Origin of the sequence: uncultured Intestinimonas sp., assembly GCF_944387245.1 — a bacterium.
Lineage (GTDB): Bacteria > Bacillota > Clostridia > Oscillospirales > Oscillospiraceae > Intestinimonas.
In genome coordinates, this window is sequence record NZ_CALXEE010000048.1 from 1 (window position 1) to 17305 (window position 17305).

A 17305-nucleotide genomic window follows, 5' to 3' on the forward strand; every position below is an offset into this window, starting at 1 on the left:
TTTCCTTCATAATTATCTCCATGGGCAGAAAAAAGCCCGCCGCAGAATCTTTCGATTCTGCGACGGGCCCTTTTTTAATAGCTGTTGAGAGGGACGGAGCCGTCATCCTGGGCCTTTTCGATGTTCCGAATGACCACGTCGTAGCCATAGCTGTCATTGACCTGGATGTGGACCCGGTCGCCGGCTTTTTTGCCCAGCAGAGCCTTCCCCACCGGGGACTCCTTGCTGATGAGGCCGTGGAGGGCATCCTGCCGCATGGTAGTGACCACCTGGTAGGTCTCGGTCTCATCGTCCTCCTCGATATAGACCGTCACCTTGTCATAGAGGCCCACAGCGTCCTCCGCTGAGGCGTCCGACACCACCACCGCTGTCTTGATCATGTTCTCCAGAAAGCGGATGCGGCCCTCGTTGCGGTTTTTCTCCTGCTTGGCGGCCTTGTACTCAAAGTTCTCGCTCAGATCGCCGAAGCCCCGGGCCTCCTTCACCGCCTCCAGGAGCTTGGGCCGCAGGGTAATCCGGCGGTAGTCCAGCTCCTCCTTCATCATCTGGAGGTCCTTTTGGGTCAGTTCATTGTGCATATGCCCGCCGCCTCACTTTTTGAGTTCCTTGCGCACCGCCTGGGCGATGATGGCCTGGCCCTCAGGGGACCTGAGCACATCCAGCATCATACCCCGCAGCAGGTCCTGCACGCCCTTGCTGGCCAGCATGGCGTCCAGCATGCCCCCCTGGACCGGCTCCGCCGCCTTGGGCTTGGGAGGCTTGGGGGCAGGCTTGGGCACAAAGACCGGCTCCTCGTCGGTGAAGGCGGCGGCGTCCATCCAGTCCTCCTGGCGGGTACGGTCGCTGCTCTCCCCCCGGAGATAGAATACGGATACCCCGAAATAGGCCGCGATCTTCTCCTGCTGCTCCTTGGTGGGGGTCTGCCGCCCTGTCTCGAACTTCTCGGCGGCGTTCTTGGGGAAGCCCAGAGCGGCCGAGAGGGCAGGACGGCTCAGCCCCCGCTCGTTGCGCAGCTCCTCCATGCGCTGTCCCAGTGTGACCATAAAAACAACCTCCTTGGGTGGGTTTTTCTATGATTATACCATAGCTGCAAGTTCATGCGGACTTGCGCGCCGCGGGTGCGGCGTAAAATCGCCTCCGCCGATTTTGGCTATGGTGTAACATCAACAGCAGGCGTTTTGTTCACAAAACGCCTGGATACACGGTATCCTGCCGCACTCGTACGGCAACTGTTGATATTATACCACGTCCGTCAAGCGGAGCGGCTTTTCCCGTCCGGACGGAACTGTCCCCTCGCAAAACCGGGCCGGCTGTGGTATACTGAAGAAGCCGGCATTGCTGGCGCGAGTAAGCCCGTTCCGGGCGTAGATTGGAGCGTATGGATCATGGAGCACTGGATCAACAGCGCCGTCTTTTATCATATCTATCCTCTGGGCTTCTGCGGCTGTCCGGAGTACAATCCCGGCGGGGAGCCGGTCCAGCGGCTGGAAAAGCTGCGGGAGTGGATTCCCCACCTCAAGGAGCTGGGGGTAAACGCCCTCTATCTGGGGCCGGTGTGCCAGTCGGTGAAGCACGGCTACGACACCACCGACTACTACCAGATCGACTGCCGCCTGGGAGACGTGGACTCCTTCGCCGCCCTGTGTGACACCCTCCACGAAAACGGCATCCGGGTGGTGCTGGACGGCGTCTTCAACCACGTGGGCCGGGAGTTCTGGGCCTTCCGGGACGTGCGGGAGAAGGGCCAGGCCTCCCCCTACTGCGGCTGGTTCCAGAACCTCAACTTCGGCGGCGGTTCCCCCATGGGGGACCCCTTCTGGTATGAGTCCTGGGGCGGACACTACGAGCTGGTGAAGCTCAACCTGAAAAACCCCGAGGTCCGGGATCATCTGCTGGGGGCCGTGGGCATGTGGATGGACCGATTCCACATCGACGGGCTCCGGCTGGACGCCGCCGACTGCGTGGACTTCGACTTCTTCCGGGCCCTGAAGCACTACACCAAGTCCCGGGACCCAGAGTTCTGGCTCATGGGCGAGATCATCCACGGGGACTACGCCCGCTGGGCCAATCCGGAGATGCTGGACTCGGTGACCAACTACGAGTGCTGGAAGGGCAACTGGTCGGCCCACAACTCCAAGAACTACTTCGAAATCGCCCACTCCCTCAACCGTCAGTTCGGCCCCGGCGGCATCTACCGGGGACTATGCCTCTACAACTTTACCGAAAATCACGATGTGGACCGGCTGGCCAGCACCCTCACCGACCCCGCCCTGCTGGAGAACGTCTACACCCTCCTCTACACCATGCCCGGCGTGCCCTCCATCTACTACGGCGGCGAGTGGGCCGTGGAGGGCAAGCGCACCCCCCACTCCGACGTGGTGCTGCGGCCCTGCCTGGAGCTTGCCGACATGGAAAAGCGGGACCAGAGTCTGTGCCGCCACCTCTCCGCCCTTTCCCGCATCCGCCGGGCTTTCCCCGCCCTGGCCGTGGGGAACTATGAAAACGTGGTCATCAAAAATGAGCAGCTGGTCTTTCGCCGAGCCACCTCGGAGCAGCGGATCTACGTTCTCTTCAACCTCTCCCACCAGGAGTTTGGCCTGGAGTTTCCCCACAATGAGCCGGTGCTCCAGGACGTGCTCAATAGCGACGAGATCTACCACAACGACGGCGGCCGGACCTGGGTCGTCATGCCCCCCTGTTCGGCCAAGATCCTGGTAGGCACCCCCGACCGCTTCACCTGGCGGGTGGAGGAGCCCCAGGCCGTGACCGTCCCCGTGGAGACGCCGGCAGAGCCCGAGCCCCCCACCGTCCCCGCGCCGGAGATCAAAGAGGAGCCCGTTCCCGAACCTCAGGCCGAGGTCCCCGCTCCCCAGGCGGAGGAGCCCGCCCCCAAGACAGACGCCGGACAGGTGCTGGTCCTCCTGGCCCACCCCAGCGATGACAGCCTCAACGCCGCCATGGCTAAGGCCGCCGCCGACGCCCTGCGCTCCAACGGCTACGGAGTATGGCTCCACGACCTGTGCGCCGAGGGCTTCGACCCGGTGATGCCCGCCGCCGAGGCCGCGGGCCGGCCCTCCCGGGACCCTCTGGTCCTCCAGTATCAGGAAGAGCTGAAGCAGGCCGACGGCATCGTGGTGTTCCACCCCAACTGGTGGGGCCAGCCCCCCGCCATTCTCACTGGCTGGCTGGACCGGGTGCTGCGGGAGGGCGTAGCCTACGCCCTGCCCAAGGCCGGGGAAGAGCCCGCGCCCCTATTGAGGGCCAGAGCCGCCCTGGTTTTCAATACCTCCAACACCCCCGCGCCGGTGGAGGACGCCGCCTACGGCGATCCCCTCCAGCGCATCTGGCAGAACTGCGTCTTCGGACTTTTGGCCCTGCCCGCTTTCGACCGCTGTCTCTTCCGTCCGGTGGCCGGGAGCACTCCGGAGCAGCGGACCGGCTGGTTGGGTGAGGTGGCCGCCATGGTATCCGCTTACTTCCCCAAGAAACGCCGGAAATAAGAAAGGAGGCCGCTCATGAACGGTACGGCCAAGAGGGGCTCTATCAGCTTTTTTGGACTGGTGGCCATGGGTGTGGGGTGCATGCTGGGCACCTCCTGGCTCCTCCTAACCGGCACCTGGCTGGAGACCGCACGAGGCCCCCTTAACCTGGCGGTGGCCTTTCTCCTTTGCATGGCGGTGGAGTTTCCCTTTGCCTTTGCCTATATGGAGGCCATTCCCATGCTCCCTCTCCCCGGCGGCGAGACGGTCTACGCCACCGCCGCCTTCGGGTGTCGGGGCGGCTTCCTGGTGGGCTGGGCCGGGGTTATGATGAACACCATCGTCTTCTGCTGGGTAGACCTGGCCGCCGTGTCCCTGCTGGACGAGCTCTTCCCCGTGCTGGGCCGGGCGGGGCTCCTCTACACCGCCGGGGGCTACGCCGTCACCCTGCCCAACGTCCTCATCCAGTTCCTCCTGGCCGGGACCATCCTCTATATTCAGTACCGGGGCGCCAACGTGTGCGCCGCTCTGGCCAAGATCGCCACGGTGGTCCTTCTCTTTATGTGCCTGGCCGGGCTCATCGCCGCCTTCGCCCACTTTGACCCTGCCATCTACGCCTCCGACGGCGGACTGGACTTCGACTTCACCGGCTCCATGTCCCTCCTCTCCCTGCTGGTCTTCTCCGTGGCGGGCTGGGAGACGGTGGCCAAGGCCGCCGCCGACGCCGAGGGGAAGGCTGCCCGAAAGGCAGGCCTGGCCCTCATCGTCTGTCTGGTGCTGGTCACCGGCCTATTGTGCCTGGTTTCCACCGCCGTGGCCGGGAATATGCCCTGGCGGGAAGCCGTGAAAACCACTGCTCCTTTCGCTGACATTCTGGTGGATATTACCGGCATGCCGGTGGTGCGGGTCTTACTGCTGCTCACCGCCTTCGTGGGTGCCGTGGGGGTCATGAACTCCACCCTCTACTCTGCCGCCCAGATGATCTACGGCCTGGCCGGTTCCGATCTGGTGAGCCGCTGGTTTTGCCGTCTGCATCCCAAATACGGCACCCCCACCCGCTGCACCTGGGCCTCGGCGGCCCTGGTCCTCTTCGCTCCCTTCCTGGGCAAGCTCTTCTTCCTCCCCCTCATCAACACCGCCTCCCTAGCCACCATCATCATGTGGGTGACCACCCTCTTTGCTGTGTTACGGCTGCGCAAGACCCACCCGGAGCTCCGGCGGCCCGTCTCCATGCCCGGCGGCAAAGTAACGGCGGTGCTGGGGATCATCGCCTCTCTCTTCCTCACCCTCAATCTTGTTCTCCCCTTCTCCCCCGGCGGCATGGGCGCTCTGGACTACCTGTTGGCCGGTGTGTTGGCTGTGGTGGGGCTGTTTCTCTACCACGGGCGGGACCGCACCGTTACCGATGCCGACCGCAGCCGTCGGATGTTCGGCGACCTTCTATAAACCATCAAGAAAGCGGCGTCTCTGACACGAGTCAGAGGCGCCGCTTTCTTATACCCGTTTCACCTTTACCTGGAGTTCGGTGAGGTATTCCTCCTCCAGGTCGGTGTCGTGGGCGTCGATATGGTAGAGCTCCAGAGGGGCGCCGTCCAGCGTGAGGCCCAGCGCCGCCACCCCACGGAAGAGGGTCTGGCAGTGCTCCTCCAGCCGCTCATAGGAACCCCGGTAGAAGAGACTGGCGTACTCCCCCGCCGGGAGGACCGTGTCCCGCTCCTGGTCCTCTCCAATGAGAAAGAATACAAAGGAGAAGTGCTTATAGTCCCCCGGACGCATAGCGTTTTGGGCCAGTATGGCACCCATGGTCTGCTTACCCATGATTTTGATGGTATTGCTGTGGCGCTTTTCCAGCTTTTTGAGCAGAAAGTCGATCTCCTTCTCCAGGATCACGTCCTCCTGGAGGATGACGCAGGGGCGCTCCGGCAGGGTCTGACAGGTCACCACCCCGTCCTCCACATCCCGGTAGCGCAGCAGCCGGGCACGGCGGTCCCGGTTCTCTCCACGCATCTCCATCAGTTCCGCCATCTTCCGCTCCAGCAGTTCCTCCTGCCGGTTCAGAAAGGACAGGGTCTCCGACACGCTCCGGCGGTCCAGATAGGCTCCGATCTCCTCCACGGGCACCCCAAGCTCCCGCTGGGCCCGGATGATATTCAAAGTGCAGATATCCTGGATGTGGTAGACCCGGTAGCCGTTCTCCCGCCTCTCCGGGTGGAGAAGCCCTTTTTCCTCATAGTAGCGCATGGTATCCGGGTGGATACCGAAGAGCTTAGCCAGCTCATGGATCTGATAGAGGTCTCTCATCTTTTTTCCTCCTGGGTATTGACCTTCGGATAGTCCGAGGGTTTATCATGTGCTTACAGGCGCTGATACGATTTTGGGAGGTTATCTCATTATGGACCTGATCAAGCGTTTTTTCAAGTTCGTCATCCCCTCCATCGTCTCCATGTGGATCTTTTCCCTCTATACCATGGTAGACGGGGTATTTGTCTCCCGGGGCGTAGGAGAGGTCGCCCTGCGGGCGGTGAACCTCTCCATGCCCTTTACTTCCTTTATTTTTATGGTGGGCATCCTACTAGCCACCGGCACCTCCACCGTTATCTCCATCGCCCTGGGCCGGGGGGAGCTGGAACAGGCCAGAGGCTATTTTAACCAGAACCTGGCGGTGACGGGGGCAGCCAGCCTTCTGATTACCGTCCTAGTGCTCCTCAATCTGGACACCGTGGCCCGGTTTCTGGGCGCCACCCCAGACACTCTGGTGTATGTAAAAGAATACGTGGGTACCATTGCCATCTTTGCCCTCTTTTTCACCATCTCCTACAACCTGGAGGTCCAGGTGAAGGCCAACGGCGCTCCCCATATCAGCACCGTGGGCGTTATCTCCTGCGCTCTCATGAACGTGGCTCTGGACGCCCTCTTCGTGCTGGTCTTCCACTGGGGGGTATGGGGAGCCGCCTTCGCTACCGGCCTGGCCCAGGTCACCTCTACGGCGGTCTTTTCCATGTACTTTCTCACCCACCGCCAGCGGCTCCGGTTCCAGCCCTTCCGCTGGGAGCTCTCTGCTTACCGGCGTATCCTCCCCTTGGGCCTCTCCGAGGGGCTCAATGAGCTCTCCAACGGCCTGGTCATCTTCCTTTTCAACCATGTCATCCTCCGCGTCATCGGAGAGAGTGGCCTTACCGCCTACACCATCATCAGCTACGTCAACACCCTGGCGCTCATGACCATGACCGGCATTGCCCAGGGCATTCAGCCCCTGGTAAGCTTCCATCTGGGTGCAAAGGAGCGGCCCGTCTGCCACCGCCTCCTCCGGTATGGCATGACCCTGGCCCTGACCCTCTCGGTGGTTTTCTTCCTGCTGGTGGAGGTAGGGGACGAGGCCATCGTGGGTTTCTTCCTGAACCGGGACAGCGCCATGTTCGGCTATTCCATCTCCGCCCTGGGGCTGTACGCCTTCTCCTTCCTGCCCATGGGCGCCAACGTGGTCATGGCCGCATTCTTCACCGCCGTGGAGCGGCCTGCCTTCGCCCTTTCTATCTCCTTCGGCCGGAGCCTGGTCCTCATGGCCGCCTCCCTGCTCACCCTCTCCGCCCTCTTCGGGGATACCGGCATCTGGCTTTCCACCCTGTGCTCCGAGCTGCTGTGTCTCCTCCTCACCGCCACCTGCGCCCTGGCCTATCGAAGAGGTTTGGCCCGATGAGCAGAAAAAAGCCGTAAGCCCGGCGGGCTTACGGCTTTTTTCACAATGGGGCAGTCTTACTTTACGGCAATGGCCTCGATCTCCAGCTTGGCGCTCTTAGGCAGGGCGGCCACGGCGAAGCAGGAGCGGGCAGGGCAGGGCTGGGGGAAGGCGGCGGCGTAGACCTCATTCACGGCGGCAAAGTCGGCGATGTCGGCCAGGAAAATGGTGGTCTTGACCACCTTCTCCATAGAGCTGCCGGCGGCCTCCAGCACGGCCTTCACGTTGGCCAGGGACTGCTTGGCCTGGGCGGCCACGTCCTCGGGCATGACGCCGGTAGCGGGGTCAATGGGCAGCTGGCCGGACACAAAGACCAGGCTCTCGGTGGAGATGCCCTGGGAATAGGGACCGATGGCGGCGGGCGCCTGATCCGTTACGATGGGAGTTTTCATAGTGATCGCCTCCGATAAATTTTTGTTACATTGATTATAATTTCTTATTTTCTGTTTGTCAAGCCGCTTTTCTTATTGTGCTTTTGCTCGTTCGGGTTTAAAATAAGGTCCACGAAACAGATCGCGGTCTTTGACTGCCGGAAAGGGTGACCGGACCCATGAGCAACCAAAGCAGACTGGAGCGCTACCTCCCCATAGCAGCCTTCCTCAGCGCCGTGTGCGGTGACCACTACGAGGTCATCCTCCACGACGTCTCCGATCCGGAGACATCAGTGATGGCCATCTTTAACGGCCATCTCAGCGGTCGGAAGGTGGGAGATCCCATGACCGAGCTGGCCCGCCGCCTGGTACGGGACGGGGTCTATCGGGACCGGGATTTCGTGTCCAATTATGAAGGGCGCACCCGCAACGGCAAACGCTTCGTCTCCTCCACCTACTTTATCAAGGAAGACGGCAAGCTGCTGGGGCTCATCTGTGTCAATCACGATGTCTCCGACCTCACTGCAATGGCAAGCCACCTTCAAAACCTTCTCTCAGCCTTCTCCGTCCCTGGACAGGTGCCCCCTCAGACTCCCTATACCGAAGAGCTGGACGACTCCATCCCGGAGCTCTCCACCACCCTCATCCACAACACCGTGCTCCGCCAGGGCGTCCCCGCTGGGCGCATGACTACCCAGGAAAAGGAGACCCTCATTGAGGCTCTGGAGCGTCAGGGGGTCTTCTCCACCAAGGGGTCGGTGGGTCAGGTGGCCCGGGAGCTGGACATCTCCGAACCCACCGTCTACCGCTACCTCCGCCGCATCCGAAATCGCTGACGGAATACCAAAAACCGCCGCTTTGCCGCCCCGTCGTGGGCTGGCAAAGCGGCGGTTTTTATTTTCGCCGGTCAGTCTTTTCCCGCTTTTCCGATGAGACGACCTAGGGTACAGCAGAGGGCTGCAAAGTCAATGGGTTTGGAGATATGGGCATCCATACCCGCCGCTGCGGTGGCGGCCACGTCCTCGGCGAAGGCATTGGCCGTCACAGCAATGATGGGTATCGTAGCAGCATCCGACCGGTCGAGTGCCCGGATCTTCAGGGTGGCAGTACAGCCGTCCAGTTTGGGCATCTGAATATCCATTAGAATGGCATCAAAGGTATGGGGTAGAGATGTTGCAAAGTACTCCACCGCCTCCAGCCCATCCCATGCCTGGGTAACCTTCATGCCGTTCATAGCCAGGATCTCGGTGGCGATCTCCATATTCACTGCATTGTCCTCTGCCAGGAGGATGTGCCTTCCCTCAAGAGAGATAGGATTGTCCATCGTGCCGCCGCAGGGGTGTTCCTCCTGCTCCGCTGACTGGAAGGGCAGCTCCACAGTAAATGTAGTCCCCTTTCCCAGCTCGCTCTCCACCTGGATCTGGCCGCTCATCTGGCCGACCAGGTTCTTGACGATGGGCATACCCAACCCCGTCCCCATCACCTGGCCGGCGCTGAATCGGGTCTCTCTGGCATAAGGTTCAAAGATCTGGGGCAGAAACTCCTTGGACATGCCCAGGCCTGTGTCCCGCACTACGATCCGGTATTTGACCTGATCCTGAAAGGAGAGCTGCTTTACCTCCACCACCACTGTGTCCCCCTTCTGGGTAAACTTAAAAGCGTTGGAGAGCAGATTGTTCATGATCTGGCTGATCCGGAAGGGATCTCCCAGCACCACGGTATTACGGATCTCAAAGCCGGTACAGAAGTGTTTTCCCTCCTCCTCCGCCTGGATTCGGAAGGGGGCGGCGCAGGACTCGATACACGCCTTGAGATCGAACTGACGGTCATCCAGGACCACCTTGCCCTGCTCCAGCCGGGACATATCCAGAATATCATTGATGAGCCCCAAAAGCTGCCGTCCGGAGTCGGTAATTTTCTCTAGGTAGTCCCGGACCCGCTCCGGCTCTTGCACGTGCTTCTTCGCCACATCGGTGAGCCCAATGATGGCGTTGAGCGGGGTACGCATGTCGTGGGACATGTTGCTGAAAAAGGCCTGCTTGGTCTTTTCGCTCTGCCGTGAGGACTCCAGGGCATTCTCCAACAGTTTCCGCTCTTCCAACTGCCGGCGTTTCTCCCGATCCACCTCCCGAAAGGACAGCACCGCCTCGCCCTCCCCCAATGTCTCATCGAAGAGGATGCACATGTTCACCCAGCGGTACTCTGTCCCGAAGCGGCGGCGGAAGTCACCTCCGAACTCCCGGACCCCCTGCTCCACCAGCTTTTGGACATTGGTCAGGGAAAAATCCTCCATGTACTCCTGATAGGCGGCCTCCTCCATAACATCCCCAGCCATATGTACGAGATCCTGGTACCGCCCTTGGACGGGCAGGATCTGCTTGGCCTCCTCGGAGCCTTTGATGATCTCATAGGTGCCCCGCCGCACATCCACACGATAGAGGGCGTAGTAAGAGTTGCCCAGAACAGTCACCGTCTCATTGGTCCGCTCCATTCGAACACTGAGCAGAATCTCCCGCCAGGTGAGGAAGCCCACACTCAAGAGGCTGAACAGGAAGGCCACTACGAATACCGCCGTAGCCTGTTCCAGCTCCTGGAGAATGGTCTCATGGGGGACCGTGATGATCGAGAGCCAACCGTTGGGCATATTGCTATAGTAGACGCTGCGCTTTCTACCCCCCAGGTCGATGAAATATGCGTTATACTTCTCCAGCTCCCCCACCTGGATCTGGGACTGGAGTTTCTTCACATAGGCGTCCAGCTCATCCTGGTCATCGGAGACCGGGGTCTGAAGATATATCAAGTTTCCTTCCGTATCACAGAGGTAGAAGGATGCCCCCTCCGGTAAATCCAACACGTTGGAGTGCAGCTGGAAATCCTCCAGGAAGATATCAAACGCCAGTACCGCATCAGAATTCCGGCATTTTTGGGCCACCGTGATAACGGGTGCGCCATTTACTCCGTCGGCGTACACATTGGTGAAGATCACATTGCCGTCCGCCGCCAGAGCACCGCGATACCAGACGGCATCGCTTACATCGTAATCCTCCATGCCCTCCCACGGATTGGCCGCAAAGATTCTGCCGTTAAGAACGGCATAGGGGTCCACTGTCCCCACCCCCAGCACATCATGGAGCCTCTGAAAATACATGGAAATCCACAGTTGGACATCCTCGGAATCCGATTCCTCCTGGAGTTGCCAATCGATGGCCTCCGTGCCGAAGGTGATGAGGGTCTCATAGACAGTCAGGTTATTCCGCTCCTCTGCGGCATAGCTTTTGGCCAGTGAAGTCCCCAGCGTTTTGGCATTTTTCAGCAGATCTATCCGCAGAACGTGGTAACATGCCGCACCGATGACCAGGAAGGCCAGTAGAATCAAAAGGTTGGTCCACACATGCCGAAAGATCCGCTTCCGCCTTCGGCTGGCGGCCTTCATTCAAAGCTCTCCCGTATGGCCTGACTCACCAGATCATAGGACTGGGTGATGGCCGGCATCAGACCGGCGGCCCCAGCTTCATTTCCCTCCCGGAGCATCTGGACCTGCCTGGTGAAAAGATCGAACAGTTCCGTCATGGAGAGGTTCCCGCACACACCCTTCAGGTTGTGGGAGGCCGTGACAGCCCCCTCCCGGTCGCCAGCATCCAGCGCCGTCCGGAGCGCCATGCAGTTGTCATCCTCCAGGAATTTTTTCAAAAACCGCTCCAGCAGCACGTCACTGCCCATAAAACGCTCCAGTGCGCCGTCCACGTCGATCCCTGCCGCCTTCAGGCGGGTACGCTTTCCCTCATCCATACCTTTTACGCCTCCCCATTGGTACCGTAAAATTTCCAGATCTCCTGCTCAACCGCGAGAAATCGCTCCAAAATCGCCGGGTTAAAGACCCCGCATTGTCCCTCCTGAATCATCTTCAGGGCTTCCTCCCGTGCGAATGCATCCTTATAGACCCGTTTACTCACCAGGGCGTCATATACGTCGGCCAGGGAGACAATCTGAGACCAGAGAGAGATCTCATCCCCCTTCAGACCGTCGGGATAGCCCCGGCCATCCCAGCGCTCATGGTGGTGCCGGGCAATGTCGCAGGCGTAGCGATAAGCTCCGTGCTCCTTGAGCTGGGGAATGTGCTCCAGCATCCGCTCACCCTGGACGGTGTGGGTCTTCATGATCTCAAATTCTTCCGGCGTCAGCCGTCCCGGCTTGTTGAGAATGGCGTCCGGAATGGCGATCTTCCCCACATCATGGGTGATAGCCGCCAGGGCGATGGAGTCCACCTCCTCCGGCGTCAGCCCCTCCCCTAGCTCAGTTTGGGTAAGCATATACCGGGTGATATTGTGGATACGGCGAATGTGCTCCCCAGACTCACCGTTACGAAACTCGATAGCAGCGGAAAGAGATTCGATCATGCCCCGGTTGAGCTCGATGATCTGTTCCGCTTGGCGCAACAGCTCCGACTGCTGCCGCTCCACCACGCTGCCTAGGCGCCTCCGAGCCTGGTAGAGCTCCACCACCGACTTCACCCTCCGGTCCACCATATAGGGTATGACGGGCTTGCTGATGACGTCCATGACTCCCAGCTCATAGGCTTCCCGCATGGTGGCGTCACTCGCCTCCGCCGTGATGAGGAAAATAGGGATGTAGGCGGGGATCCCCTCCTCCTTCAACCGACGCAGCACCTGGAGGCCATCCATCTCTGGCATCACCACATCCAGAAGCACCGCGCACAGCTGCTCCTTGTGGCGGAGGATTTTCTCCAGTCCCTTCTGTCCGTTTTCGGCCTCCGCCACCTTGTATTGGGAAGAAAAAATGTTCTCCAGAATCGCACGGTTGATCTCATCGTCATCCACGATCAGGATCGTGTCATAAGTGCTTTCCGCCGGTACGTTGGTCCGTTCCTCTTCCATCCGACTCATCCCTTTTCGGCGTCAACTGCTCTTAATTTGATACTTATACTCTTAGTTATTTTTATTATAATACCTTCTACTTCCGACCGCAAGCATGAAAGTCAGTATTCCCAAGCCTTTCCACTCCACTGGCTTACCTGAAAAAAGAAAAATGGTCCTGCTCGCATGTTGGTATGCGAACAGGACCGCTCTTTTCCAGATCAGAAAAATTTCTCTTGGTAGCCCAGCACAAAAATGGCCAGGACGATGAAAGGAAGAATAAAGGTGAAGTAGAACCGCAGCTTGGCAGGGAACCGGATCCCCTTTCCCTGATCGGCCTCCCGCAGGAAGTTCTCATAACCCCAGGCGTATTTCTTGGAGACCACGCAGAACAGCAGGTAGAGCAGGGAACCAAGGGGCAGCAGGTTCTGGGAAACGATGAAGTCCTCCAGGTCCAGCACGCCGGTACCAGGCCCAAAGGGCTGGAAGCCAGAGAGGACGTTGAAGCCCAGCAGGCAGGGCAGACTGAGTACGAAAATCAGAATTAGGTTGGCCCACACCGCCTTTTTTCGGGGCACGTTCCACTTGTCCATCCAGCAGGAGATGATGTTCTCAAAGACGGCGGTGACAGTGCTCATGGCGGCGAAGGACATAAACACAAAGAAGAGGGCGCCCCACAACCGACCGCCGGGCATCTCATTGAAGATGTTGGGCAGGGTGACAAAGATCAGGTTGGGGCCTGCGTCGGGCTGCACCCCGAAGGCGAAGGCGGAGGGGAAGATAATGAGGCCGGAGACGAAGGCTACAAAGGTATCCAAGATAGTGATGTTGATGACCTCGCCCATGAGGCTGCGCTCCCGGCCGATATAGCTGCCGAATATGGCCATGGCGCCAATGCCCAGGCTCAGGGTGAAGAAGGCCTGACCCATGGCGGCGTAGATGGCCTCACCCATGCGGAAGTTGCCGTCAACGTCATAGAGGAGATTCTGGAAGTCGGGCTTGAGATAGAACTCCAGACCAGCCGCGGCTCCGGGCAGGGTGATGGCCCGGATGGCCAGCACCACCAGCAGGAACAGCAGGCAGAGCATCATGGCCTTGTTGATCTTCTCCACGCCGTTTTTGAGGCCACGGCTGCACACCAGCATACCCAGGACCACCACCACGGCCACAAAAATGGTCTGGAGCACCGGGTCAGCGGTGACGGCGCCAAACTCGGCCCCTACGCCGGCGGTATCCAGGCCCACAAAGTCGCCCTTGATCATTTTGATAAAGTACAGGATGAGCCAGCCGGCAATGGTGGTGTAGTACATCATGAGCAGATAGTTGCCCGCCATGCCAAACCAACCGTACCAATGCCATTTGGTGCCCTTGGGCTCCAGCGCCTGGAAAGAGCACAGAATGCTCTTCTGGCTTGCCCGGCCCACGGAGAACTCCATGACCATGATGGGAATACCCATGATGACCAGGAAAAACAGATACACCAGCACGAATGCGGCGCCGCCGTACTGTCCCACGATATAGGGAAAACGCCACACGTTGCCAAGGCCGATGGCGCAACCGGCCGAGATCAAAATGAATCCCAGCCGGGACGAAAATTTTTCTCTTTCCTTCTCCAAAACGTTGTTCCTCCACTTTCTCAGATCAATGGGAGTTGCTCCCAAACGTGAGACAACGGGGCGTCGAGAGCGCCGGTCAGAAAGGGGTGCCCTTCCCTGTCCGGCGTCCTCGACGGCCCGCCCGCTCTCACGCTGCCGCTCAGCTCTCCGCCTTCAGTTTGGCCATGGCGGCCTTGGCGGCGTTCTGCTCGGCCTCTTTTTTGCTCCGGCCCTCACCGGCACCGATGGGCTGACCGTTCAGGTCCACCTCCACGGAGAAGACCTTGGCGTGGTCCGGCCCGCTCTCTCCCATGAGACGGTAGCTCAGCACCCGGCCGCTCTCACGCTGTACCAGCTCCTGGAGGGCCGTCTTGAAGTCACGGACCGCTCCCTCCTGCTCCCGCTCGTTGTTGGTCAGGATGAAGTTGGTGATGAGCTTCCGGGCGGAGCCGATGCCGCCGTCTAGGTATACGGCGGCAATGACCGCCTCCACCGCGTCGGCCTGGATGGAGGGCCGTTTCCGGCCGCCCCCGGCGTCCTCGCCCCGGCCCAGCTTCAGGTACTGCCCCAGCTCCAGCTGGGCAGCCACCTCCACCAGGCTGTCCTCACACACCAGGGCCGCACGGGTCCGTGTGAGCTCGCCTTCAGGCATGTCCGGATGGGTGCGGTAGAGATGGTCTGCCACCACCATCCCCAGCACGGAGTCACCCAAAAACTCCAGTCGCTCGTTGCTGGTCTCACCCTTGCTCTTATTCTCGTTGGCGTAGGAGCTATGGGTCAAGGCATTCTCCAGCAGCCGACGGTCATGAAAGGTATATCCCAGCTTTTCTTCCAGTTTTTCCATGTCTGTTCCACCTCCCTATACGCAAAGAGAGGCCCCGCCGAAGCGGGGCCCTCCCAGTTATGTCTGCTCAGGCGTCCAGCTTGTTCTGGAGATAGTTCACCAGGTCGCCCACAGTGGCGATGCCGGCAATGTCCTCCTCGCTCATCTCAGACACGCCGAACTCCTCCTCCAGGGCCATGGACAGCTCCACGATGTCCAGAGAATCAGCGCCCAGGTCGTCCGTGAAGGTGGTCTCCATGGTGATGGTGTCGGCCTCCACGCCGAACTGCTCAGAAATGAGGTCACACAGCTTCTCAAAAATCATGTTTCGATCGACTCCTTAGACAGGATTATTTACACACACATAATAGGGATATTTTCCCGCACTGTCAATAGCTTATTTTAAATTTCCGCTTTGGTACCGCCATCAGAAGTCTTTTCCAGGCGCATATGGTCGATATTCTCCACCACATCCTCGATGATGCCGGAGCCGGCGAAAGTGGCCGCCTGCCGGATGGCGTTCTTGATGGCGTAATCATTGGATGAGCCGTGGGCCTTGATGACGGGCTTGGAAATGCCCACCAGGGCGGTGCCGCCCACCTCGCCGGCATCCATGAGCTTCTTGAAGTTCATGAGGCCATCCTTGACACATAATGCGCCCAGCTTGGTGATAAGGCTCTTCTTGAACATGGCCTTAAGCTCCTTGGCCATAAAGCCGCCGGTTCCCTCCATGGTTTTGAGGAAGATATTTCCCGAATAGCCGTCGGACACGATGACGTCCACCTCGCCGTAGACGGCCTCCCGGGCCTCAATGTTGCCCACGAAGTTGATACGGCCCTCCTGACCGGCCTTGGTGAGGAGGGCGTGGGCCTCCCGCTGGAGGTCGGTGCCCTTGGAGGGCTCCACACCGATGTTGAGGAGGCCCACCTTGGGCTCAGGGCGACCCAGAATGCGCTCGGCGTAGTAGGAACCCATGAAGGCGAACTGGAGCAGATACTCCGGGGTGCACTCGGCGGTGGCCCCGGCGTCAATGAGGATGGCGCCGCCCTTCCCGGTGGGCACCACGGGGGCCAGGGCCGCACGGCGGATGCCCTTGATGCGCTTGACCATCAGGGTGGCGGCGGAGAGCAGGGCCCCGGTGCTGCCGGCGGAGACAAAGGCGTCCCCCTTCCCCTCCTTGAGCAGATTGAGGCCCACGGTGAGGGAAGAGTCTTTCTTCTCCTTGAAGGCGGTGGCGGGGTTATCGCACATCTCCACCACCTGGTCGGCGTGGGCGATCTCCAGCCCGGCGGGCAGGTTGTCCATGCCGTCGTCCTTCAGGCAGCGGAGGATCTCCTCTCCCCGGCCCACCAGAATGACCTCCACCCCGTACTCCTGGATGGCGGCCACGGCACCCCGGACATTGCTCTGGGGGGCGTTGTCGCCGCCCATGGCGTCTACGATGATCTTCATGAGATCCCTCTTTTCGTATCGTTTTCTTCCTCCTTGCGGCCAAGGAGATAATCGGCGGAGACGTTATAGTGCTCACAAATGGCGCAGAATCGCTCCAAAGTGGTGGTTTTTATCCCCTTTTCCATCTCGCTCACCTGATTGGTGGAGACTCCAATGGCTTTGGCCAGCTGGGCCTGCGACTCGCCGGATTTTTTCTCAGCTCACGGAGCCAAGCACGAAACACATCCCGATCAAATATACGATCTCCTTGGCAATTCATCTAAAAGATGATTCACATAGGAGGTTGTTCTCCTGTTCCACTCGTTTCCTCTGTAAGTCCAAGGAGGTAGTCGGCGGACACCTCAAAAAACACGCAGAGGTCATAAAGCCGGGCCATGGAGGTAGCAGAGTTTCCCTTTTCCATGTCACCCACCTGCGTACTGGTAATACCCATGACCCTGCCAAGCTGGGAAGCCGTCATGCCTTTTTCCTCCCGCAGAGCACGAAGCCGGGCGCCAAATATTTTTTTATCAAACACGGCACTCCCCCCTTGTATTTTCAGATTTAATCTCATATTCTAGATTCAGATTAAATCTTATTTCTGTGAGGTGTTCTTCATGCTTGACTACATAAAAGAACTCTATCTCTTGGAGAGCGAGGCCAATCGTCTGCCCCTCTGGGAAGAGACAGAGTATCCCTCCGCAGTGCTGGAGCTGGACTGCTGCCACATCCAAATCCAAAAGGCTATGGGCAAAGAATTTTTTTGAGCGCTACTACGACCTGCTGGCCCACCACCGGGACTTGGAGGAGATGACCTGCTTCCGCCACGGCTTTCACCTGGCGGTGCGGCTGCTGACCGGCTGAGCCGGCTCAGACCTCCAGTCCGGCCAGAATGTCCAGCGCCCGGCGGCTCAATTCCGCGTTTTTATTCCGCTTGTCTCCCCACGAAATGGTCATTTCGTGGGGACCCCTATCTTCTTCACTTCCTCGGGGCGA

18 protein-coding genes are annotated in these 17305 nt (G+C 59.6%); 5 read left to right on the forward strand and 13 right to left on the reverse strand.

The window, feature by feature from the left end:
* Positions 1-74: 74 nt before the first annotated feature.
* Entirely contained in the window at positions 75-578 is a 504-nt protein-coding gene (greA, locus tag Q0K15_RS07450) for a transcription elongation factor GreA (protein WP_294514723.1), read from the reverse strand.
* A 12-nt stretch (positions 579-590) separates the two neighbouring features.
* Positions 591-1043, reverse strand: a complete 453-nt coding sequence (locus Q0K15_RS07455) for a helix-turn-helix transcriptional regulator (RefSeq protein WP_294514727.1) — start codon at positions 1041-1043, stop codon at positions 591-593.
* A gap of 342 nt (positions 1044-1385) precedes the next feature.
* Between Q0K15_RS07455 and Q0K15_RS07460 the strand changes: the two genes are divergently transcribed.
* Together Q0K15_RS07460 and Q0K15_RS07465 are read left to right on the forward strand one after the other, a co-directional pair.
* Positions 1386-3500, forward strand: coding sequence for an alpha-amylase family glycosyl hydrolase (locus Q0K15_RS07460; protein ID WP_294514731.1), 2115 nt, complete (start codon positions 1386-1388; stop codon positions 3498-3500).
* Positions 3501-3515: 15 nt separating this feature from the next.
* Positions 3516-4925 (forward strand): APC family permease, encoded by a 1410-nt coding sequence (locus Q0K15_RS07465; protein WP_294514734.1) that lies wholly within the window; start codon positions 3516-3518, stop codon positions 4923-4925.
* A 48-nt stretch (positions 4926-4973) separates the two neighbouring features.
* Here Q0K15_RS07465 and Q0K15_RS07470 read toward each other — a convergent pair whose 3' ends face one another.
* Entirely contained in the window at positions 4974-5780 is an 807-nt protein-coding gene (locus Q0K15_RS07470; RefSeq protein ID WP_294514737.1) for a MerR family transcriptional regulator, read from the reverse strand.
* Positions 5781-5871: 91 nt separating this feature from the next.
* Between Q0K15_RS07470 and Q0K15_RS07475 the strand changes: the two genes are divergently transcribed.
* Positions 5872-7176, forward strand: coding sequence for an MATE family efflux transporter (locus Q0K15_RS07475; protein WP_294514740.1), 1305 nt, complete (start codon positions 5872-5874; stop codon positions 7174-7176).
* Between the two features lie 56 nt (positions 7177-7232).
* Here Q0K15_RS07475 and Q0K15_RS07480 read toward each other — a convergent pair whose 3' ends face one another.
* Positions 7233-7607, reverse strand: coding sequence for a RidA family protein (locus tag Q0K15_RS07480; protein ID WP_227605263.1), 375 nt, complete (start codon positions 7605-7607; stop codon positions 7233-7235).
* Between the two features lie 158 nt (positions 7608-7765).
* On the opposite strand from Q0K15_RS07480, the gene Q0K15_RS07485 reads away from it, so the two are divergent.
* Positions 7766-8422 carry a PAS domain-containing protein gene (locus Q0K15_RS07485; RefSeq protein ID WP_294514746.1) on the forward strand — a complete coding sequence of 219 codons (657 nt, stop codon included), beginning with the start codon at positions 7766-7768 and terminating at the stop codon, positions 8420-8422.
* 71 nt (positions 8423-8493) lie between these two features.
* On the opposite strand, the gene Q0K15_RS07490 is transcribed toward Q0K15_RS07485, so the two are convergent.
* The 9 genes from Q0K15_RS07490 to Q0K15_RS07525 form a co-directional block, all read right to left on the reverse strand.
* Positions 8494-11019 carry a hybrid sensor histidine kinase/response regulator gene (locus tag Q0K15_RS07490; protein WP_294514749.1) on the reverse strand — a complete coding sequence of 842 codons (2526 nt, stop codon included), beginning with the start codon at positions 11017-11019 and terminating at the stop codon, positions 8494-8496.
* A complete protein-coding gene (locus Q0K15_RS07495) occupies positions 11016-11375 on the reverse strand; it encodes an Hpt domain-containing protein (RefSeq protein ID WP_294514754.1) in 360 nt (119 codons plus the stop codon). The genes Q0K15_RS07490 and Q0K15_RS07495 overlap by 4 nt, the downstream gene beginning before the upstream one ends.
* Before the next feature lie 5 nt (positions 11376-11380).
* A complete protein-coding gene (locus Q0K15_RS07500) occupies positions 11381-12481 on the reverse strand; it encodes an HD domain-containing phosphohydrolase (protein ID WP_294514757.1) in 1101 nt (366 codons plus the stop codon).
* 200 nt (positions 12482-12681) lie between these two features.
* Positions 12682-14076: a sodium-dependent transporter gene (locus tag Q0K15_RS07505; RefSeq protein WP_294514760.1), complete on the reverse strand. Its 1395-nt coding sequence runs from the start codon at positions 14074-14076 to the stop codon at positions 12682-12684.
* Between the two features lie 139 nt (positions 14077-14215).
* Complete coding sequence (gene rnc, locus Q0K15_RS07510; RefSeq protein ID WP_294514764.1) at positions 14216-14899, reverse strand: ribonuclease III; 684 nt, start codon at positions 14897-14899, stop codon at positions 14216-14218.
* A 67-nt stretch (positions 14900-14966) separates the two neighbouring features.
* Positions 14967-15203, reverse strand: a complete 237-nt coding sequence (acpP, locus tag Q0K15_RS07515; protein WP_294514768.1) for an acyl carrier protein — start codon at positions 15201-15203, stop codon at positions 14967-14969.
* A 77-nt stretch (positions 15204-15280) separates the two neighbouring features.
* The gene (plsX, locus tag Q0K15_RS07520) at positions 15281-16330 is read right to left on the reverse strand and encodes a phosphate acyltransferase PlsX (protein ID WP_294514771.1); all 1050 of its coding nucleotides are present in this window, start codon (positions 16328-16330) and stop codon (positions 15281-15283) included.
* On the reverse strand, positions 16327-16464 hold the full coding sequence (locus tag Q0K15_RS11120; protein ID WP_365933570.1) for a hypothetical protein: 138 nt from the start codon (positions 16462-16464) through the stop codon (positions 16327-16329). Before Q0K15_RS11120 ends, plsX begins: the two co-directional genes overlap by 4 nt.
* Before the next feature lie 137 nt (positions 16465-16601).
* The gene (locus Q0K15_RS07525) at positions 16602-16847 is read right to left on the reverse strand and encodes a helix-turn-helix transcriptional regulator (protein WP_294514774.1); all 246 of its coding nucleotides are present in this window, start codon (positions 16845-16847) and stop codon (positions 16602-16604) included.
* A 79-nt stretch (positions 16848-16926) separates the two neighbouring features.
* On the opposite strand from Q0K15_RS07525, the gene Q0K15_RS07530 reads away from it, so the two are divergent.
* Positions 16927-17076, forward strand: a complete 150-nt coding sequence (locus tag Q0K15_RS07530) for a hypothetical protein (RefSeq protein ID WP_294514777.1) — start codon at positions 16927-16929, stop codon at positions 17074-17076.
* Positions 17077-17305: the final 229 nt, after the last annotated feature.